The sequence below is a fragment of the Rhizobium sp. BK112 genome (assembly GCF_014193215.1).
GTDB classification, from domain to species: Bacteria; Pseudomonadota; Alphaproteobacteria; order Rhizobiales; family Rhizobiaceae; genus Rhizobium; species Rhizobium anhuiense.
This window is the reverse complement of sequence record NZ_JACHYZ010000014.1, coordinates 103,768-120,641: the sequence shown is the minus strand read 5'-3', so window position 1 is coordinate 120,641 and position 16,874 is coordinate 103,768. Positions and strand designations below refer to the sequence as shown.

Here is a 16,874-nt window from a genome sequence, read left to right as displayed (position 1 = left end):
TATTTGTACAAAGCATCTGAAACCGCGCGAGAAAATCATGGTAAAGCGGCCAAGCGCCAATCCAAGGCCCGCCCCCAAACGGCTTATCGGCTATGCACGCGTCTCAACCGACGATCAGCTCCATGATGCGCAGATGGACGAGTTGCGCGCCGCCGGCTGCGAGCGGATTTTTCAGGAGCACGGATCGGGCGCTTCACGGGCGCGACCAGTTTTGACGAGACTGCTTGGCGAGCTCGCCGCCGGCGATGTGCTTGTCGTTGTGCGCCTGGATCGCCTCGCCCGCTCCGTCAGTCATCTGTTGCAGGTGATCGAGGATCTTGAGCAGCGCGGCGTTCATTTCAGATCAATCCGCGATCCGATCGACACGTCCACGCCGCAGGGTATGTTCTCCCTACAAGTTCTTGGCGCGGTCGCGCAGCTCGAGCGGGCGCTGATCGCCGAACGCACCAAAGCCGGCATCAAGGCGGCGAAGGCCCGAGGCAAGCTTCCTGGAAACCCGGGCCTGCGAGAACGACGACCGGAAGCAATCAAAGCAGTGTCAAAAGCACGCGAAAAACTCTATATCGACGAGCTCGTGGCGTCCGCGCAGACGTGGCTGCCAATGGTGCGGCAACTCCGTCCGCAACACAGTTGGGACAATGTCGTGCGGGTGCTCAATCGCCGCGGCCACGACTGGACCGTTGAGCGCCTTCGTCGAGCCGTTCATCGCATGGTTCGCGAAAAGCTCGCGGAAAAAGAACTTTTGGCCCGGTCCCCTCGCCGCGCGCCCGGGGACCATCTGATGAAGCTGGTAGCAGCAATCACCATTGCCGATCCGAATCTATCTCTTCGAGACATCGGCGCTCAACTCGACCAGATGGGTGAACGGCCCGCACGCGGCGGCAAAAAGTGGCAGCCATCCTCCGTCCGGGACTTGCTGGACGAAGCCCACCGGTTTGGTCTCATCCGCCATTGAGGGCACGGTTAGTGGTGATGGCTTCAGCTAGAATAAACGACATCGGTCCCGTGAGCCGGTCGCTTTGGAAATTTGGCGATAAACCCATTCAAGAGCGATTGGTCGAGATTGAGATGAACATAACCGCCCGCGACGGAAGGACGCATAAGCTTATGCTCCGTATCAATGAATCTCTTCGTTTGATGATAGAAGCTTTCGCCCTGAGCTCGCGAGAGGGCTAAACTGAAAAAGTTCGCACCTCCCACCATACCGACCAAGAGCTCTGACGTAACATGCGGCAAGGGCGAGTCCCGCTCGATGGTCGGCAGTACGTGAACCGAGAAACTTGAAAGCGGTATTCGAACACGGTCCCCAGCTAAGAACGGGGAACTAGGCTTGTTAAGAGCCAAGATGCAGAGGCAGTCGTCGATGTACGTGTGGAAGAAAACACGCTCGAAAACCAGTTTTCCTTTTTCAAGCTCATCAATGCTCATGAAAGCTATAAGAGCGCCGTCTACCACCGACATTCCACTCGGATCATATTCATAAAGCTCGTAATATCCTCCAACTCCGGCTTTCAGAGTACGGGACTGCGGAAGAACGTCTTCTTCAAGCAAGCGAGAGAGGAGCCAGCCACCGGTTCTGTGCCTTCTGTGATAGAAGGGCTCATTGCCGATCTTCAGCTCAGAGTACTGTTTGCCTCGTTCAAATAGCCAATCTCTCAAAGCAGGCGCTCCACTCCCGGCAAGAGTGACCCTGCCGAAGTATGGGATCTCATCGGAGGTTCCAAAATTCTTCGCTCTGCTAAACCATGCGCCGTCGCAAACACCGATGATCTCAAAATCACCACGCGCCTTTTGCTCGCTGATATCCATAGCGTGCTCGAGGACGCTTTGCACCCTTCGTGTATCAATCGGAGGCAAGGAAGTCGAAGGCATGAGTGGGCCGCCCCGGAGTTGTCGGGCGTTGCGTGCCACGTCCTTGATGTGTGAAACCGTTCCGGCGGTCAAAAAGGCGGCATCCGAGACGTCACTCTTCACCCGCAAGATCTTCCTTGCAAGGCTCACCGGTACCGCGTTTATGTTCAATGGATACCCGGCTGGCGTTGACGGCAACGATATGGGCACCGGCACATGCAGTGGGGCATTAGAATAGTCCGCTGACATAAGCACGTCGGCGATGGCTAACTGAAGTTCTTCAAAAAACGCTACTACGGTCATAATTTACCGATCCGATACAAAGCTGCTTCGACCTGCCAAACGAGGCCCTGCCTCTTGCGGTCTGTCGATATCGATAAGGAGCAATGTCAAAGATCTCCTTTATGAAACTGGTGGCATTTCCAAAATCTGCTTCGTTTTTGTTTGGGTGCCTTTCAACCGTTCAACCTCCATAAATCCTTGTATCTTATGAGAAAACGCCGAAAAAGAACGGCTGACAAGGTCGTGGCGTCGCAGGAACCCGAAGATTTGACACTCGGGAGATCAAGGGGCCCCAACCACCAACCGTGAGGATCTCTCTGCCGTCAGCCCGCTTTTCGAGATCCCTCTCCGCTCGCCTTCAACAGTGCCATCAACATCGGCCCCAACGAAAACTCCCCGCGCTCCGAGCGCCTGGTCAGATCCCGCAGATATCCGCCGGCAGATGTTATGAAATTCGACCGCTCCAGAATGCAGGCCACCGCAACTGCCGCATTCTCCGGCCCCATGGCATTGCAGGCCTCCTCGTAGGCTGAGGGGCTGACGCCGAGCATTGATCGCACGACGACGGCCGCTTTCATCAGCTCGCGCCAGTGCTCAATGCGCCCGCCGGGTCCGTAATCAGCGATCTGCGGGCAGGCACGAAGGACCATTCCGAGCGGGAATGCCTTGATCGGCTCAGGTTTCGTCTTCGGTCGTCCGTTCGGCCCATTCTTCGTCAGAGGTTCATCCGCCAAGCTTTCGCCCTGCTCTTTTCCAGAGCTAGGTTCAAGTTCATTTATGGATTCGGTATTTGAATTCTGTATGTGGCAGGCATTGTGAATGGCATTGCCATGCATATCTTCAGTTTTCAGCTGTGTTTCCAGGATGTTGAGAACCTCTTCTCGCAAGAGCTCCATCTCGTCGAGCGTAATCTCGACCTGTGCACGGTTCGGATGGCGCGGGAGGCGGGCGAGAATACTGACATACTCAGATTCCACCCGTTCCCAGTTCCCTGTAGCGCCCTCTTCCACGGCAGCCGAGACCAGCTTGCGCACATCGCGACGGCAGATCGTGAGGGCTTCCTTTGCACGGCGGAAACGAGCGCGTTCGGCGGCGACGTCCTGCGCCATCAGGGCGAGCTCCGTGGCACGAGCCAGCAGCGGTGTCAGGTCAAACCCGTAGGCCTGCTCGACCTCGCCATCGCGGTTGCGGTGCGCATAACGTTTACCGTTCGGGCTATCGCGCCGCAGAATAAGGCCGGCATCGACAAGTGCCGCGAGTTGTCGGCGCAGTGTCGTCTCGGTGATGCCGTGAGCCCGCACGGACAACTGGGCGTTGGATGGGAAAACGACCAACCCCTGGCTCGGATCGAGCTCCGCGTGAGGATGAAACGTCAGGAGGGCATCAAGGACGGCAAGTGCCCGGTCCTGGATTCCCAGGCGTTCCCGTGCCTCGCACACGTCACGAAACACTTTCCACTTTTCGATACGCGTGTCTGGCTGCGGATTTTCGATCGCCATCTGGCCTCTGACCAGGGCAAGCGACATCGGCCGCCGCCCAAAGGGCGTCGTCACATGTCCCGTCTGCATTTTTCACTCACCTTGCTTCAGGCAAAGGAAATCCGCTCACCAAATCGGCGCCAAGACTCTTGACTGTGATTCCGGGAAATGCGATTCTCGATCCTGCTAGAGATGACGAGAGAGGCTTCCACGGTTCGCCGTTTGGGGGCCTTTTTCTTTTGCGGTTCAGTCTCCGTTTGTTTCAGTTTTCGATCCTTTGTACTCTTCGTACAAACGACCCATGTGAGAAGACAGCCATTCGCCGAAAGGCCGGGCTTCAACATTCGTAAGCTCGATGGCAACTTTCTTTGCCTTCGAATTTATCGCCACGTTCAGTGCGCGATCGGTCGAGGTCCAGTCCCGGACAGGGACTTCTGGCTTCGGCTTCTTCGCGGCTGACTTCGCCTTGTATCGCTTCAAGTAGTCATGGAGCGCATCGAAACGTTCGTTTTCAGGAAGCTTGTGGAGTTCGGCGGATTCCGAATACTCCACGGCGGCCTTTGACAGGGCAGGGGCAAGCACGAGTTGGCGAAGGCTCAGCCACCGGTCCCGCCCGATTTTCTTGGACGCTCCCAGTGCCGTGATAACTGATGCCGGCACTGCCTCGACAACGGCCAGCATCTTCGAGAGCATAGCCTCGTCGATGGCCAGCGACGATCGGACCACTTCCTTCGTCATTCCTGACGCGACCAGGTTCTGAGCGAAGTATGCACGTTCTATGAACGACAGGTTCGAACGGGCCGCGTTCTCCTGTCCCTGCACGATCGCCGAAGTCGCGTCGTCGAGCTTCTTCACGATTGCCTTGACGGGGACTCCGAGCTCGCGTGCGACCCTCAGGCGACGATGCCCGAACACAACCATGTATCGTTTGGCATCTGTTGAGCTGGGACGAACGAGGATAGGGGTCGTCTGTCCTGATTCCTTGATCGCCTGGAGCAGTTCTTGGAATTCTTCCCCATCGTCAGACAGACGGTCGGCAACGAAAGAGACATCGATCAATCGCGGATCAAGATCCACGATCACCTCGCCTTCCATAAGCTTCTTGGTGTTCTCGGCCATGTCCTCGATGGAGCGGACAACCGTCTTGGCAGCTCCTGTCATGCCGTAACCCGGTTTCGTTGGGGTCTGGTTTGCCGCGATCGACGCCATATCCAGCTTCGCAAACGGATTTTCACGGGACATCAGCACCCTCCGAACCTGCTGTCAACGCCGACAAGCTGTTGAAGACGCTCAGCAAAACGTTGAAAAAAACGGCTGACAAGTATCTCATTTTCGCCCCCAGACGCCGTGGATAAGCTCGACGATTTCCGCATTGGCTGCATTCAGGCTCTCGATGGCGCGGTCATAGGTCGCTCTGACGAACTCGCCCCGCTCGACCTCATACAGAGTTTGCTTCTTAATCGACGCATCGGAAATCGCGGTGGACTTCAGCACGTGGTTTCTCAGCATCTGCTGTGCAAACATCGACTGCATGAACCCGACCATCTGAGCCTGCGGGATGTCCGTGGGTTCAAATCGCGTGATGAGGTACCGGAACCACTGAACACGCATTTCGGCGCCGGCCTCGGCGACAGGCCCCATGATCCCGCCGAGCATCATCAGAAACTGGCTCATCGACATGATGTCCAGCATCTGAGGATGAATGGTGATGAGGATCCCGGTCGACGCCATGAGCGCGGTAATGGTCAGATAACCGAGCTGAGGTGGGCAATCGATGACGACCACGTCGTACTTGTCATCGACCTGCTTCAGAGCGCTGGCGATCCGCATGTAGAACAGCCGGCCGTCCTCACCTTTCTTGGAAGATATCGCCAGCGGCACGTCATACTCGTATTCCTGAAGAACCAGGTTTGCTGGCACGACATCCAGTCCGGGAATATTGGTCTGCTGGATGACATCGGCGATCGACTTGCGCTCGTCGTCAAAGCGAAGAGCCTCATAAAGAGACGCTGTATCATCAAGCTCCGGCTGTATCCCGAACAAGGAAGTCAGGGATGCCTGCGGGTCAAGGTCGACCGCCAGCACACGATGGCCGGTGAGGGCAAGATACTGAGCAAGGTGTGCGGCAGTGGTGGTCTTGCCGCTTCCGCCCTTGAAGTTTACGACAGAGACGACCTGCATCGGTTCGCCTTCCCGCCGTCTGGGGACGTAATACCGCTTGTCGGATTTCTTGTTGGCCTCAAGATAATCACGAAGCTCAAGCATCTGATCGGCCGTATAATAGCGGCGTCCGCCAACCGATTCTATTTCAGGCCCCTTGCCATCGGCATGGATCTGCCTGAGATGAGTCTGGGTTACGCCCATGAAGTCGGCAACCTCCGCAAGCTGAAACTTGCGCAGTCCCTTGCGGGCGTCCGGCGGATACTGCTGGCTGCGCAACATGTGCAACGCACTTGAGATCTTCGCCCCTTGTTGGGCGATCTCAATATCAAATCTGTTGGGCAACATACTGGTCATTTCGCGAACTATTTCCCCGGAGGTCTTCACTTTCGAAAAAATGGCTGGAATGCCATCATTTGCGAAACTATCTCCCGATTCCCTCCGAGCCGCAAGACATTTAAGATTAACAAGAGGTTAACGCCATCGCGCGGGAAAATGCTATCCCGCTCGATTTTTCTTTAATAATCGAGAGTTAACAAGCCAGAGGTTCTGCTGCGTTCTCGATCTGTTTATCTGTGAATCCTGCAAACCGATCTGGCCGCGTTGGGCGTGAAATGACCTGATCTCCCTAAACTCGGCGATAACCGCGGTGCGACTCACTCGCCAAACATTGCAGGATCCTCCAACTACCGCTCGATTCCGTTCCATGCTGACTTCTCCGCCAATCAACGACGACGGAGAAATTCATGCAGGTTTTCGCGCTCACCAAACCGCGGAATGTTCACGAAGCTCGACTCATCCAGCAACATCACCAGCTACGCGCTCGCGTTTTCGCGGAGCGGCTGGGCTGGGAGGTCGAGGTTGTAGACGGCCAGGAATCGGATGGGTTCGACACTATTGGTCCAACCTACGTGCTGGCCGTCTCCAACGCCGGCGATGTGAGTGGTTGCGCACGGCTCCTGCCGGCCACTGGCCCGACGATGGTGACGAACGTCTTTCCATCGCTTCTACCGAAGGGCGGACTGAACGCCCATCCCGCAATGATCGAGAGCTCCCGCTTCTGCGTTGATACCACCCTTGAGGAGGGCAGGGGATCGGGCTCGGTGCATGAGGTAACGCTGACCATGTTTGCGGGCATCATCGAGTGGTGCCTCGTGAACGCCATCACCGAGATCGTTACCGTGACCGACCTGCGGTTCGAACGCATTCTCAGCCGTGTCGGCTGGCCGCTTCGGCGCATTGGCGAGCCGAGCCGTATCGGAGTGACCATAGCTGTCGCTGGAGTCCTACAGGCGAACACGGAAGCGTTTCAGAGGCTGCGCCCGTCCAGCTATCGATCTCAAATCACCGGCCCTCTGGGCCAGGCAGCTTAAGGAGAAAGCCGTGAACCAGCTTCGCTCTCATCCTCGACTTGTCCGCAAGCTTCAGGAGGCGCTCGGCGATCAGCTCTGCGTCGCTCTCGATGATTCGACCGTGGTCGAAATCATGCTCAATCCAGACGGCAAACTATTCATCGAAAGGCTTGGCCATGGCGTGGCACCTGCAGGAGAAATGTCGTCTGCAGCGGCGGAAATGGTGATTGGAGCGGTGGCGCATGCGCTCCAATCCGAGGTCGATACCGAGCAGCCGATCGTCTCAGGCGAGTTGCCGATCGGAGGCCATCGCTTCGAGGGTCTTTTGCCGCCCGTCGTCTCGAAGCCGGCTTTCACCATTCGCCGTCGCGCCTCGCGCTTGATCCCACTTGAGGATTATGTGCGTTCCGGCGTGATGAGCGAACAGCAAGCGTTGACGATCCGCAGCGCAATTTCGTCCCGGCTCAACATCATCATCTCCGGCGGGACCGGCTCCGGCAAGACGACGCTCGCGAACGCCGTCATCAACGAAATCGTCAAGTCGGCGCCTGACGACCGCCTCGTCATCCTCGAGGACACAGCCGAGATCCAGTGCACAGCCGAGAACGCCGTCCTTCTCCACACAAGCGATACTGTCGATATGGCGCGGCTGTTGAAAAGCACGATGCGCTTGCGTCCCGACCGCATCGTCGTGGGCGAGGTCCGTGACGGCGCTGCGCTTACGCTGCTCAAGGCCTGGAATACTGGCCATCCGGGGGGCGTTGCCACAATTCACTCGAACACCGCCATGTCGGCGCTTCGTCGTCTCGAGCAACTGACTGCTGAGGCCAGCCAGCAGCCGATGCAAGATGTGATTGGAGAAGCGGTCGATCTCATCATCTCGATCGAGCGAACGGCAAGGGGTCGGCGCGTTCGCGACGTCATCCAGGTCGAGCGCTACGCCCACGGCGAATACGAAATAGAATCCGATGAGCTCACGGAAGAACAGGAGGCGCGCCATGTCGCGTAAAAACGCTGTTATCGCCGCAGCACTCCTTGCAGCGCCCATCATCTTAACGTCAGTGGCCCCGGCTCTCGCGAGTTCCGGCGGCGGCCTCCCGTGGGAAGGTCCGCTGCAACAAATCCAGGAATCGATTACCGGACCAGTCGCCGGCGCCATTGCGCTTGCGGCAGTGGCGATCGCCGGCGGCATGCTGATATTTGGGGGCGAACTCAACGATTTCGCTCGGCGGCTCGTCTACGTCGTGCTCGTCGCCGGCATTCTGCTCGGCGCGACCAACATCGTCGGTCTTTTCGGCGCCACCGGCGCCTCGATCGGGCTCTCCGACGTGCGAGCCACCTCCATCGATCCAAGCGGAGAAGGGGAGGGGGATAATGGCTGAGTCCTTATCCGGACTGCAACGCAACCGCATTCACCGTGCCCTGTCGCGCCCGAACCTTCTGATGGGTGCGGACCGGGAACTGGTGCTGCTCACCGGGCTTGCTGCCGTCATTCTGATTTTCGTGGTGCTGACGGCATATTCCGCCCTCTTCGGCGTTGCCGTCTGGATCGTCATCGTCGAGCTTTTGAGAATGATGGCAAAGGCAGACCCGCTGATGCGACAGGTCTACGTCCGCCATATCTCATACCGGCATTACTACAGGGCGACCTCCTCGCCGTGGCGCCGGAATTAAGGAGGAGAGATGGTCGCTCTCAAACGTTTCCGGGCTACCGGCCCATCCTTTGCGGATCTCGTCCCCTATGCCGGTCTGGTGGACAATGGCATCCTTCTGCTGAAAGACGGAAGCCTGACGGCCGGCTGGTACTTTGCCGGGCCGGATTCCGAAAGCGCGACCGACTGGGAGCGCAACGACCTGTCGCGGCAGATCAATACAATCCTGTCGCGGCTCGGGAGCGGCTGGATGATCCAGGTCGAGGCGGTACGCATTCCGACATTCGACTATCCGTCGGATGATCGATGCCATTTCCCCGATCCGATTACGCGTGCGATCGACGCCGAGCGACGGGCACATTTCGCGCGCGAGCAGGGGCATTTCGAAAGCAAGCACGCGCTCGTCCTCACTTATCGGCCGCTCGAGTCCAAGAAAACGGCGCTCAGCAAATACATCTACTCGGACGAGGAGAGCCGTAAGAAGACCTATGCCGATACGGTGCTCTTCATCTTCAGGAACGCGGTCCGCGAGATCGAGCAGTACCTTGGCAACACGCTTTCGATCAGGCGGATGGAAACGCGGGAGGTCTTAGAGAGGGGAGGGGAGCGGGTCGCACGTTACGACGAACTGCTGCAATTCGTTCGATTCTGCATCACTGGCGAGAATCATCCGGTCCGCCTCCCGGAAGCGCCCATGTACCTCGATTGGATCGCGACGGCTGAGCTCGAGCATGGCCTGACCCCAAAGGTTGAAAGCCGCTTCCTCGGCGTCGTCGCGATCGACGGCCTGCCGGCTGAGAGCTGGCCGGGGATCCTGAACAGCCTCGATCTCATGCCGCTCACCTATCGCTGGTCTTCGCGCTTCATTTTCCTCGACGCACAGGAGGCCAGACAGAAACTGGAGCGTACCCGCAAGAAATGGCAGCAAAAGGTGCGGCCATTCTTCGACCAGCTCTTTCAGACGCAAAGCCGTTCGGTCGACCAGGATGCCATGACCATGGTGGCCGAGACCGAAGACGCCATCGCGCAGGCTTCGTCGCAGTTGGTCGCCTACGGCTACTACACGCCCGTCATCGTTCTCTTCGATCACGATCGAGAAGCACTGCAGGAAAAGGCAGAGGCCATCCGCCGGCTGATCCAGGCGGAAGGCTTCGGGGCGCGGATCGAAACGCTCAACGCGACCGACGCTTTTCTCGGCAGCCTCCCGGGCAACTGGTACTGCAACATCCGCGAACCGCTGATCAACACCAGCAATCTTGCCGATCTCATCCCGCTCAACTCGGTCTGGTCGGGCAACCCGGTCGCCCCATGCCCATTCTATCCGCCGAATTCGCCACCGCTAATGCAGGTGGCGAGCGGTTCAACCCCGTTCCGGCTGAATTTGCATGTCGACGATGTCGGTCACACGCTGATTTTTGGGCCAACCGGCTCGGGCAAGTCGACGCTGCTGGCGCTGATCGCCGCGCAGTTCCGACGCTACGAACGGGCCCAGATCTTCGCCTTCGACAAGGGGAACTCGCTCCTGCCGCTCACGCTCGCCGCAGGCGGCGATCACTATGAGATCGGTGGCGACGCTCAAGAGGAGGTAAAGGCGCTAGCCTTCTGCCCGTTATCGGACCTCACCAGCGATGCAGATCGGGCATGGGCTACCGAATGGATAGAAATGCTGGTCGCCCTGCAGGGTGTTACCATCACCCCCGATCATCGCAACGCGATCTCGCGCCAGATCGGATTGATGGCCAGCGCAGCCGGACGGTCGCTATCGGACTTCGTCAGTGGCGTGCAGATGCGCGAGATCAAGGACGCGCTTCATCACTACACGGTCGACGGCCCGATGGGTCAGCTTCTCGACGCGGAACAGGACGGCCTGTCGCTCGGCGCGCTCCAGACTTTCGAGATCGAGCACCTGATGAACATGGGCGAGCGCAATCTTGTGCCGGTGCTTACCTACCTGTTTCGGCGCATCGAAAAACGACTCGACGGTTCCCCGAGCCTGATCGTTCTCGACGAAGCCTGGCTGATGCTGGGACATCCGGTGTTTCGCAGCAAGATCCGCGAATGGCTGAAGGTGCTGCGCAAGGCCAACTGCGCCGTCGTGCTTGCCACGCAATCCATCTCAGACGCCGAGCGCTCCGGAATTATCGACGTGCTGAAGGAATCCTGCCCGACGAAAATCTGCCTCCCGAATGGCGCCGCCCGGGAACCCGGAACCCGCGAGTTCTACGAACGGATCGGCTTCAACGAGCGGCAGATCGAGATCGTTTCGAATGCAATCCCCAAGCGGGAATATTACGTCGTCACGCCTGAGGGCCGGCGGCTGTTCGATATGGCACTCGGCCCCGTGGCGCTCAGCTTCGTCGGCGCCTCCGGCAAGGAAGATTTGAAGCGTATCCGCACGCTCAGTTCCGAACATGGCCGCGACTGGCCGCATCTTTGGCTTGAAATGAGAGGAGTTCACGATGCCGCATCGCTGCTCAACTTCGAATAGATTGGTCGCTGGTATGGCGGCGGTCGTCTTGACGATCGGCGCTGTCATGCCCGCGGACGCCGGCACGGCCACCGGGGCGGCGACAGAATGGACGCAGGTCCTCAACAATGGCGAGCTCGTATCGCTTGTTGGCCAATCCGGCGAGCAAATCCAGAACCAACTCACCCAGATCAGCCAGCTCGCGCAACAGATCGAAACGCAGCTGAATATCTACCAGAACCTGCTGCAGAACACCGCTACCCTTCCGTCGCACATGTGGGGGCAGGTCGAAAGCGACCTCAATCGGTTGCGCAGCATCGTCGACCAGGGCCAGAGCATCTCGTTTTCCATGGGCAATGCCGATGACGTGCTGCAGCAGCGCTTCCAAAGCTACTCAAGCCTCAAAACCAACCTGCCAGACAATGCTTCTTTTTCGACGACATATCAGTCCTGGTCGGACACCAACCGGGACACGATCGCCAGCACACTGAAGGCGGCAAGCCTGACGTCCGAGCAGTTCGATAGCGAGGAGGGCACGATGTCCTCACTGCGGTCGATGTCCGAGACCGCCGACGGGCAGATGAAAGCTCTGCAGGTCGGACACGAAATCGCTGCGCAACAAGTCGCGCAGATGCAGAAACTTCGCGGCCTTGTCTCCCAACAGATGACGATGATGGGAACCTGGCTGCAGACCGAGCAAACCGACAAGGATCTTGCCCAGGCGCGGCGCGAGAAATTCTTCAGCGGGACTGCGCCTTCCACGTCAGGCGGCGAAAAGATGAAGGTGGAATGGTGAGAACGAAATTGATCCTCCTCGCGATCGCAGCGTTCGTGGCGGCCGGCAGTGCCGGCATCTGGTTCCTCATCTCCGAAAAGCTGGCTGCACAGCAGCGCCATGAACAGTTCTTCGGCACCTCCACGAAGTATCCGACCTCTGGCGGCGAAAAGATGAAGGTCGAGTGGTGAGCAGATGACGGTGATATCATTTCAGCGGCTCAGGGGAGCGATGCTACTTACGACCCTCTGCGTGCTGGCAGCCCAGCCGGCGCTTGCCCAGGAAGGTTCGGTGCTGACATCATTGCAGAGCCAGATCACGACGGCTGCAAAGGGGTGGGAAACGACCGTCATGGATGCGGCCAAATCCCTGTTCTGGATCCTGGCGACGATCGAGATCGGCATCGCCGCCGTCTGGCTGGCAATTCAGGCCGCATCGCTCGACAGTTGGTTCGCCGAGCTTGTCCGCCGGATCATGTTCGTTGGTTTCTTCGCCTTCGTGTTGGCACAAGGCCCTACCTTCGCGAAGGCGGTGGTCGATAGTCTGTTTCAGATTGGCGCCGGTGGGGGAACTGCCTCGCCGGCCGACGTTTTCAATGCCGGACTCGCGGTTGCAACAAAGATGTCCGGAAAGATTCAGTTCGGTCTTTTCGAGGACAATGCGTTGGCGATCTCGGCCGCTTTTGCCATGGTCGTCGTGGTCATTTCGTTCTCACTCGTTGCTGCGATCTTCGTTTCCGTCATGGTCGAAATGTATATCGGCCTGCTCGCCGGAATGATCATGCTGGGGCTTGGCGGCTCGTCCTACACGAAGGACTTCGCGATCCGATATCTGATTTATGCCTTTTCGGTGGGGATGAAACTCATGGCGCTCGTCATGATTTCTCGTATCGGATCAGAAGTTCTCATAGGACTTGCAAACCAACCTGACATTGGAGACCAGTTCCAGACTGCCCTTGCGATCGCCGGTATCGCCGTTGTGGTCTTCATTATCGCCATCTACGTTCCGAACATCATGCAGGGTGTTGTTCAGGGGGCGTCCGTCTCGGGCGGGATGGAGGCGATCAGGCATGGTGGTCAGGCCGCATCGTTTGCGACGGGAGCAGGGTTCCTCGCGGCTGGCGCTGCCGGTGCGGGATTTGCGGCGGCCCAAACCGCGCGGGCCGCGGGGTCATCCGTTGCAGGTGCCATGCTTCGAGGATTTGGTGCAGGGATCGGGTCAGCAGGAAAAGCGGCGGGCTCGGCTGCCAAGGAGAAGGCGATCGGCTCTCCCGGCGCCTACGCCGGGTCGATCCTCGGTCTTGCCAATTCCAAGCTTGATCAGGCGCGCAGTGGGCACAGCGGACCAAAACCGCCTCCCGAACGCAAAGACTAACAGTAATCAGAAAGTGATCGATCGATGGCAGCGAACCGCGCCCCCGAAAACCCCTATCTTGCCGCGCGCCAGGAATGGAACGAGCGATACGGCTCCTATGTGCAGGCGGCCGCGGGATGGCGCATCGTCGGCATCCTCGGCCTGACTATGGCGGTGATCGGCTTCGGGTACGCGATGTATCTCAGCACCCAGGTAAAGCTGGTTCCCTATATTGTCGAGGTCGATAAACTCGGGACCGCGGTGACCGCCGGCTATCCTCAGCAGATCGAATATGCCGACGTTCGGGTGGTGCGCGCCACGCTCGGCAATTTCGTCACCAGCTTCCGTTCGATCACGCCGGATGCCGTCGTGCAAAAGCAATATATCGATCGAACCTACGCACTTCTTCGGACATCGGACCCCTCGACAGAGAAGATCAACGCCTGGTTCCGCGGTAACTCGCCATTTGAAAAGGCGAAGTCCTCGACCGTTGCGATCGAGGTCAACAACATCGTCGCGCTCTCAAACCAGACTTATCAGATCGACTGGACCGAATACGAACGCGATCGCAAGGGCAAGGAAATCGGCACTCGCCGGTTTCGCGGGATCGCAACGGTGACGATTACCGCACCGCAGGACGAGGCGACCATCCGGTTCAATCCCATCGGTCTGTATGTCCGGGATTTCGACTGGACAGCACAGCTTTAAGGGCAGGGGTTTCTCAATGCACAGGACAAAATTATTCGCGGCCGCTGGCTGCCTAGGCGCACTCGTCTTCGTGAGCGGCGCGCAAGCACAGAGCATGACGAACAACGAGGTGAAGGGTACGAACATTTCAAGGAAGTGGCGCGGTACACCCGGCTTGGTCACGACCGGCCCGGACGGCAAGGTCATCTTCCTCTTCGGCGAGACGCAGCCGTCGGTCGTCTGCTCGCCGCTGCAAGTTTGCGACATCGAGCTCCAGGGGGGCGAAATCGTTCGCGATGTTCTGGTAGGCGATACCGTGCGCTGGAAGGTCGAGCCGGCGACATCAGGCGCCACTGGCGGGCAGGCTATCCACCTGATCGTCAAGCCGTCGGAGGCTGGTCTCGTCACTTCGATGGTGGTCACGACTTCACGGCGCACCTATCACATCCAGCTGAAATCGCATCCGAGCCAGTACATGGCCCGTATCGGTTTCGAGTATCCCGAGGACGTGTCAACCAAGCTTGCCGATATCAACTCGCGACTGGAGACCGGAGGCATTCCTGGCGCCGCACCCGACAGGCTGAACTTTTCTTACTCCATAAGCGGCAGTGCCCCCTGGAAGCCGAAGAGGGTCTATTCGGATGGCACCAAGACCTACATCCAGTTCTCAAGGTCGATCTCCAGCCAGGATGCGCCGGTTCTTTTCGTCGTCAGCGGCGGCCAGAACCGCATCGTTAATTACCGGATGAAGAACGACATGATGATCGTCGACTATGCGGTCGACAAAGCAATCCTCGTCTCCGGCGTCGGCTGGCGCCAGCAGAAAATCACCATTCGGCGGGGAGGCTGACCCATGCGCAAGCGTATCGCCATCATCATCGCCACCGCCATGCTTTCCGGCTGCCAGACGGCCGAGGACGGGCTGACCACGAGCTCGACGCCCACCACCCTGACAGGACCGGCCGCAAGCGCGATTGCTGGCGACATGGCAAGCCGGCTTGCCGAGCAGATCGGTCCTTCAGGCACGACAACCATCAAGATGGAGAAGGACTCATCGGACTTTGCGGCGGCACTCGAGGCGGCGCTGAAAGGATGGGGCTATGCGGTGATCACTGACGGCAAGGCCGGACAGGACGTGAAACCCGTCGAGCTCGCTTATTCGATCGACGGCGTCGACGGCCAAGTGCTTGCAAGGCTCTCGACGCCATCCATCGCGCTTGGCCGGGCCTATACGGCGACGCCTGCGGGTGCCGTGCCGGCAAGCCCGCTCTCGATCATGCAGCGCAATTGAGGGGAGGCGAGCATGGTCCAATCTCTGCAACTGGGCACCTCCAGCCAGGCCGAAGATCAGAAGGGTATGCGCCGCCTCAATCGGCTGCCGATCATCATCGCCATCGTCATCGTCGCGCTCTTCGTCGGCGTCGTCGTCATCGGGCTTTCGTGGCGCGGGCTTCCTTTCAATCGCAACAATGACCTCGACAGTGCCTCGAATACTCCCGCGACGAACTTCGGCGACCAACTCAAGCGTGGTGTCACCGACGGCATCATTGGCGATCCGGAACAACGCGAAGTGTTCCAGCCGACACCTGCCGTCGAACAGAAGGTCAAGAAGGAAACCGCCGTTGCCGACCCCACGCCGACACAGCGAGAGGAGCGGCGCCCGAGACTTGAATCGGAGGCGGAATGGAAAGCGCGGCTGAAACGGGAGCAGGATGAACAGTATATCCGTGAAGCGCAACGCCAGCGCATGGCCCGGCTGCAGGCGCGGGCGACAGCCTTGGACTCGCCGTTGAAGGTGGATATTTCCGATGTCGAGAAGGCCGCCAATGCCTCCACAGACACGAACCGACAGACGACGACTGCCAACAGCGCCTCGGACCTCTATGCCACTGCGATGAAGTCCGGTCTGATGGGAGAGAACGTCGATCCTAACGCGCAGACCTCGAAGGAGGATTTCTTCAATCAGGACATCAAGGATCTTGGTTATCTACCGAACCGGGTCGTGCCGCAGATGTCCGCCTACGAGCTCAAGCGCGGCTCCGTCATTCCAGCGACCTTGATCACCGGTCTCAACTCCGACCTTCCCGGACGGCTCACGGCGCAGGTGAGCCAGAACGTCTACGACAGCGCCACCGGTTACCGCCTTCTGATCCCGCAGGGGGCAAAACTGTTCGGCCGCTACGATTCCAAGGTTTCCTTCGGTCAGGAACGCGTCCTCGTGGTCTGGACCGATCTCATTTTCCCGAATGGATCGACGCTGCAAATCGGCGGCATGGCTGGCACGGATGCCGAAGGCTATGGCGGCTTCAAGGACAAGGTCGATCGCCATTTCTGGCGCACATGGAGTTCGGCCGCGCTCATCGCATTGATTGGAACAGGGATCGACATGTCGATGCCGCAAAGCTCGACGCTCGCAACACAGGAGACCGCCTCGGATGCGGCTCGCCGCAACTTCGCGGAATCCTTTGGGAGGGTCGCCGAGCAAACCATCTCGAAAAACCTGAATGTGCAGCCGACCATCCAGATCCGCCCCGGCTACAAGTTCAATGTGCTCGTTGACCAGGATATTATATTTCCGTCGGCCTAAAGCAGAAACTGACGAACATAGTCCGACAGCTTCGCCGCCATTTCACCCGCTGGCATGCCCCCCATGCCGGTGCAACATTGCAATCCCCGCAATAACTTTCCTACAATTGTCATCTTTTTAGTTCAAAGGGACTTGAAACTTGCCTTTTCGCAGGTAGTGCTAGACGTACACGGCTAAAGGGACTGCTTCCTGGCTCTCCCGTATCGTGGGTTGCATCGAGATGCCTGTGG

The 16,874-nt window shown here is 58.6% G+C and carries 17 protein-coding genes; 13 read left to right on the top strand and 4 right to left on the bottom strand.

Annotated features, from left to right (window positions below):
• The first annotated feature begins 37 nt into the window (after window positions 1–37).
• Complete coding sequence (locus FHT75_RS29765; protein ID WP_183845396.1) at window positions 38–955, top strand: recombinase family protein; 918 nt, start codon at window positions 38–40, stop codon at window positions 953–955.
• Between the two features lie 23 nt (window positions 956–978).
• Here the strand turns inward: FHT75_RS29765 and FHT75_RS29760 are convergent, their stop codons facing one another.
• The 4 genes from FHT75_RS29760 to repA all read right to left on the bottom strand — a co-directional run bounded on the left by FHT75_RS29760 (window position 979) and on the right by repA (window position 6,128).
• Entirely contained in the window at window positions 979–2,154 is a 1,176-nt protein-coding gene (locus FHT75_RS29760; protein ID WP_183845395.1) for a hypothetical protein, read from the bottom strand.
• 302 nt (window positions 2,155–2,456) lie between these two features.
• Window positions 2,457–3,701, bottom strand: a complete 1,245-nt coding sequence (repC, locus tag FHT75_RS29755) for a plasmid replication protein RepC (protein ID WP_183845394.1) — start codon at window positions 3,699–3,701, stop codon at window positions 2,457–2,459.
• Window positions 3,702–3,857: 156 nt separating this feature from the next.
• Window positions 3,858–4,853 carry a plasmid partitioning protein RepB gene (gene repB / locus FHT75_RS29750; protein WP_183845393.1) on the bottom strand — a complete coding sequence of 332 codons (996 nt, stop codon included), beginning with the start codon at window positions 4,851–4,853 and terminating at the stop codon, window positions 3,858–3,860.
• An 84-nt stretch (window positions 4,854–4,937) separates the two neighbouring features.
• On the bottom strand, window positions 4,938–6,128 hold the full coding sequence (repA, locus tag FHT75_RS29745; RefSeq protein ID WP_183845392.1) for a plasmid partitioning protein RepA: 1,191 nt from the start codon (window positions 6,126–6,128) through the stop codon (window positions 4,938–4,940).
• A gap of 389 nt (window positions 6,129–6,517) precedes the next feature.
• Between repA and traI the strand changes: the two genes are divergently transcribed.
• Genes traI through trbI form a run of 12 tightly spaced genes read left to right on the top strand, consistent with a single transcriptional unit; the run spans window position 6,518 to window position 16,644 of the window.
• On the top strand, window positions 6,518–7,144 hold the full coding sequence (traI, locus tag FHT75_RS29740) for an acyl-homoserine-lactone synthase TraI (protein WP_183845391.1): 627 nt from the start codon (window positions 6,518–6,520) through the stop codon (window positions 7,142–7,144).
• A gap of 10 nt (window positions 7,145–7,154) precedes the next feature.
• Window positions 7,155–8,132: a P-type conjugative transfer ATPase TrbB gene (trbB, locus tag FHT75_RS29735; protein ID WP_183845390.1), complete on the top strand. Its 978-nt coding sequence runs from the start codon at window positions 7,155–7,157 to the stop codon at window positions 8,130–8,132.
• Window positions 8,122–8,505 (top strand): TrbC/VirB2 family protein, encoded by a 384-nt coding sequence (locus FHT75_RS29730; RefSeq protein WP_183845389.1) that lies wholly within the window; start codon window positions 8,122–8,124, stop codon window positions 8,503–8,505. The genes trbB and FHT75_RS29730 overlap by 11 nt, the downstream gene beginning before the upstream one ends.
• A complete protein-coding gene (locus tag FHT75_RS29725) occupies window positions 8,498–8,797 on the top strand; it encodes a conjugal transfer protein TrbD (RefSeq protein ID WP_183845388.1) in 300 nt (99 codons plus the stop codon). Before FHT75_RS29730 ends, FHT75_RS29725 begins: the two co-directional genes overlap by 8 nt.
• A 9-nt stretch (window positions 8,798–8,806) precedes the next feature.
• Window positions 8,807–11,263, top strand: a complete 2,457-nt coding sequence (locus FHT75_RS29720; protein ID WP_183845387.1) for a conjugal transfer protein TrbE — start codon at window positions 8,807–8,809, stop codon at window positions 11,261–11,263.
• A complete protein-coding gene (gene trbJ, locus FHT75_RS29715) occupies window positions 11,235–12,038 on the top strand; it encodes a P-type conjugative transfer protein TrbJ (RefSeq protein ID WP_183845386.1) in 804 nt (267 codons plus the stop codon). The genes FHT75_RS29720 and trbJ overlap by 29 nt, the downstream gene beginning before the upstream one ends.
• Window positions 12,032–12,208: an entry exclusion protein TrbK gene (gene trbK, locus FHT75_RS29710; RefSeq protein ID WP_113334002.1), complete on the top strand. Its 177-nt coding sequence runs from the start codon at window positions 12,032–12,034 to the stop codon at window positions 12,206–12,208. The genes trbJ and trbK overlap by 7 nt, the downstream gene beginning before the upstream one ends.
• A gap of 4 nt (window positions 12,209–12,212) precedes the next feature.
• Window positions 12,213–13,391, top strand: a complete 1,179-nt coding sequence (trbL, locus tag FHT75_RS29705; protein WP_183845385.1) for a P-type conjugative transfer protein TrbL — start codon at window positions 12,213–12,215, stop codon at window positions 13,389–13,391.
• A 24-nt stretch (window positions 13,392–13,415) separates the two neighbouring features.
• A complete protein-coding gene (locus FHT75_RS29700) occupies window positions 13,416–14,078 on the top strand; it encodes a conjugal transfer protein TrbF (protein ID WP_113334000.1) in 663 nt (220 codons plus the stop codon).
• 16 nt (window positions 14,079–14,094) lie between these two features.
• A complete protein-coding gene (gene trbG, locus FHT75_RS29695) occupies window positions 14,095–14,907 on the top strand; it encodes a P-type conjugative transfer protein TrbG (RefSeq protein ID WP_183845384.1) in 813 nt (270 codons plus the stop codon).
• A 3-nt stretch (window positions 14,908–14,910) separates the two neighbouring features.
• Entirely contained in the window at window positions 14,911–15,348 is a 438-nt protein-coding gene (gene trbH / locus FHT75_RS29690; RefSeq protein WP_183845383.1) for a conjugal transfer protein TrbH, read from the top strand.
• Between the two features lie 12 nt (window positions 15,349–15,360).
• Complete coding sequence (gene trbI / locus FHT75_RS29685) at window positions 15,361–16,644, top strand: IncP-type conjugal transfer protein TrbI (RefSeq protein WP_183845382.1); 1,284 nt, start codon at window positions 15,361–15,363, stop codon at window positions 16,642–16,644.
• Window positions 16,645–16,874: the final 230 nt, after the last annotated feature.

Bases quoted from the DNA above. Each gene is read 5' to 3' on its own strand.
- FHT75_RS29765 (WP_183845396.1), top strand. From the start codon at position 38: ATGGTAAAGCGGCCAAGCGCCAATCCAAGGCCCGCCCCCAAACGGCTT.
- FHT75_RS29760 (WP_183845395.1), bottom strand. From the start codon at position 2,154: ATGACCGTAGTAGCGTTTTTTGAAGAACTTCAGTTAGCCATCGCCGAC.
- repC (WP_183845394.1), bottom strand. From the start codon at position 3,701: ATGCAGACGGGACATGTGACGACGCCCTTTGGGCGGCGGCCGATGTCG.
- repB (WP_183845393.1), bottom strand. From the start codon at position 4,853: ATGTCCCGTGAAAATCCGTTTGCGAAGCTGGATATGGCGTCGATCGCG.
- repA (WP_183845392.1), bottom strand. From the start codon at position 6,128: ATGACCAGTATGTTGCCCAACAGATTTGATATTGAGATCGCCCAACAA.
- traI (WP_183845391.1), top strand. From the start codon at position 6,518: ATGCAGGTTTTCGCGCTCACCAAACCGCGGAATGTTCACGAAGCTCGA.
- FHT75_RS29730 (WP_183845389.1), top strand. From the start codon at position 8,122: ATGTCGCGTAAAAACGCTGTTATCGCCGCAGCACTCCTTGCAGCGCCC.
- FHT75_RS29725 (WP_183845388.1), top strand. From the start codon at position 8,498: ATGGCTGAGTCCTTATCCGGACTGCAACGCAACCGCATTCACCGTGCC.
- FHT75_RS29720 (WP_183845387.1), top strand. From the start codon at position 8,807: ATGGTCGCTCTCAAACGTTTCCGGGCTACCGGCCCATCCTTTGCGGAT.
- trbJ (WP_183845386.1), top strand. From the start codon at position 11,235: ATGCCGCATCGCTGCTCAACTTCGAATAGATTGGTCGCTGGTATGGCG.
- trbK (WP_113334002.1), top strand. From the start codon at position 12,032: ATGGTGAGAACGAAATTGATCCTCCTCGCGATCGCAGCGTTCGTGGCG.
- trbL (WP_183845385.1), top strand. From the start codon at position 12,213: ATGACGGTGATATCATTTCAGCGGCTCAGGGGAGCGATGCTACTTACG.
- FHT75_RS29700 (WP_113334000.1), top strand. From the start codon at position 13,416: ATGGCAGCGAACCGCGCCCCCGAAAACCCCTATCTTGCCGCGCGCCAG.
- trbG (WP_183845384.1), top strand. From the start codon at position 14,095: ATGCACAGGACAAAATTATTCGCGGCCGCTGGCTGCCTAGGCGCACTC.
- trbH (WP_183845383.1), top strand. From the start codon at position 14,911: ATGCGCAAGCGTATCGCCATCATCATCGCCACCGCCATGCTTTCCGGC.
- trbI (WP_183845382.1), top strand. From the start codon at position 15,361: ATGGTCCAATCTCTGCAACTGGGCACCTCCAGCCAGGCCGAAGATCAG.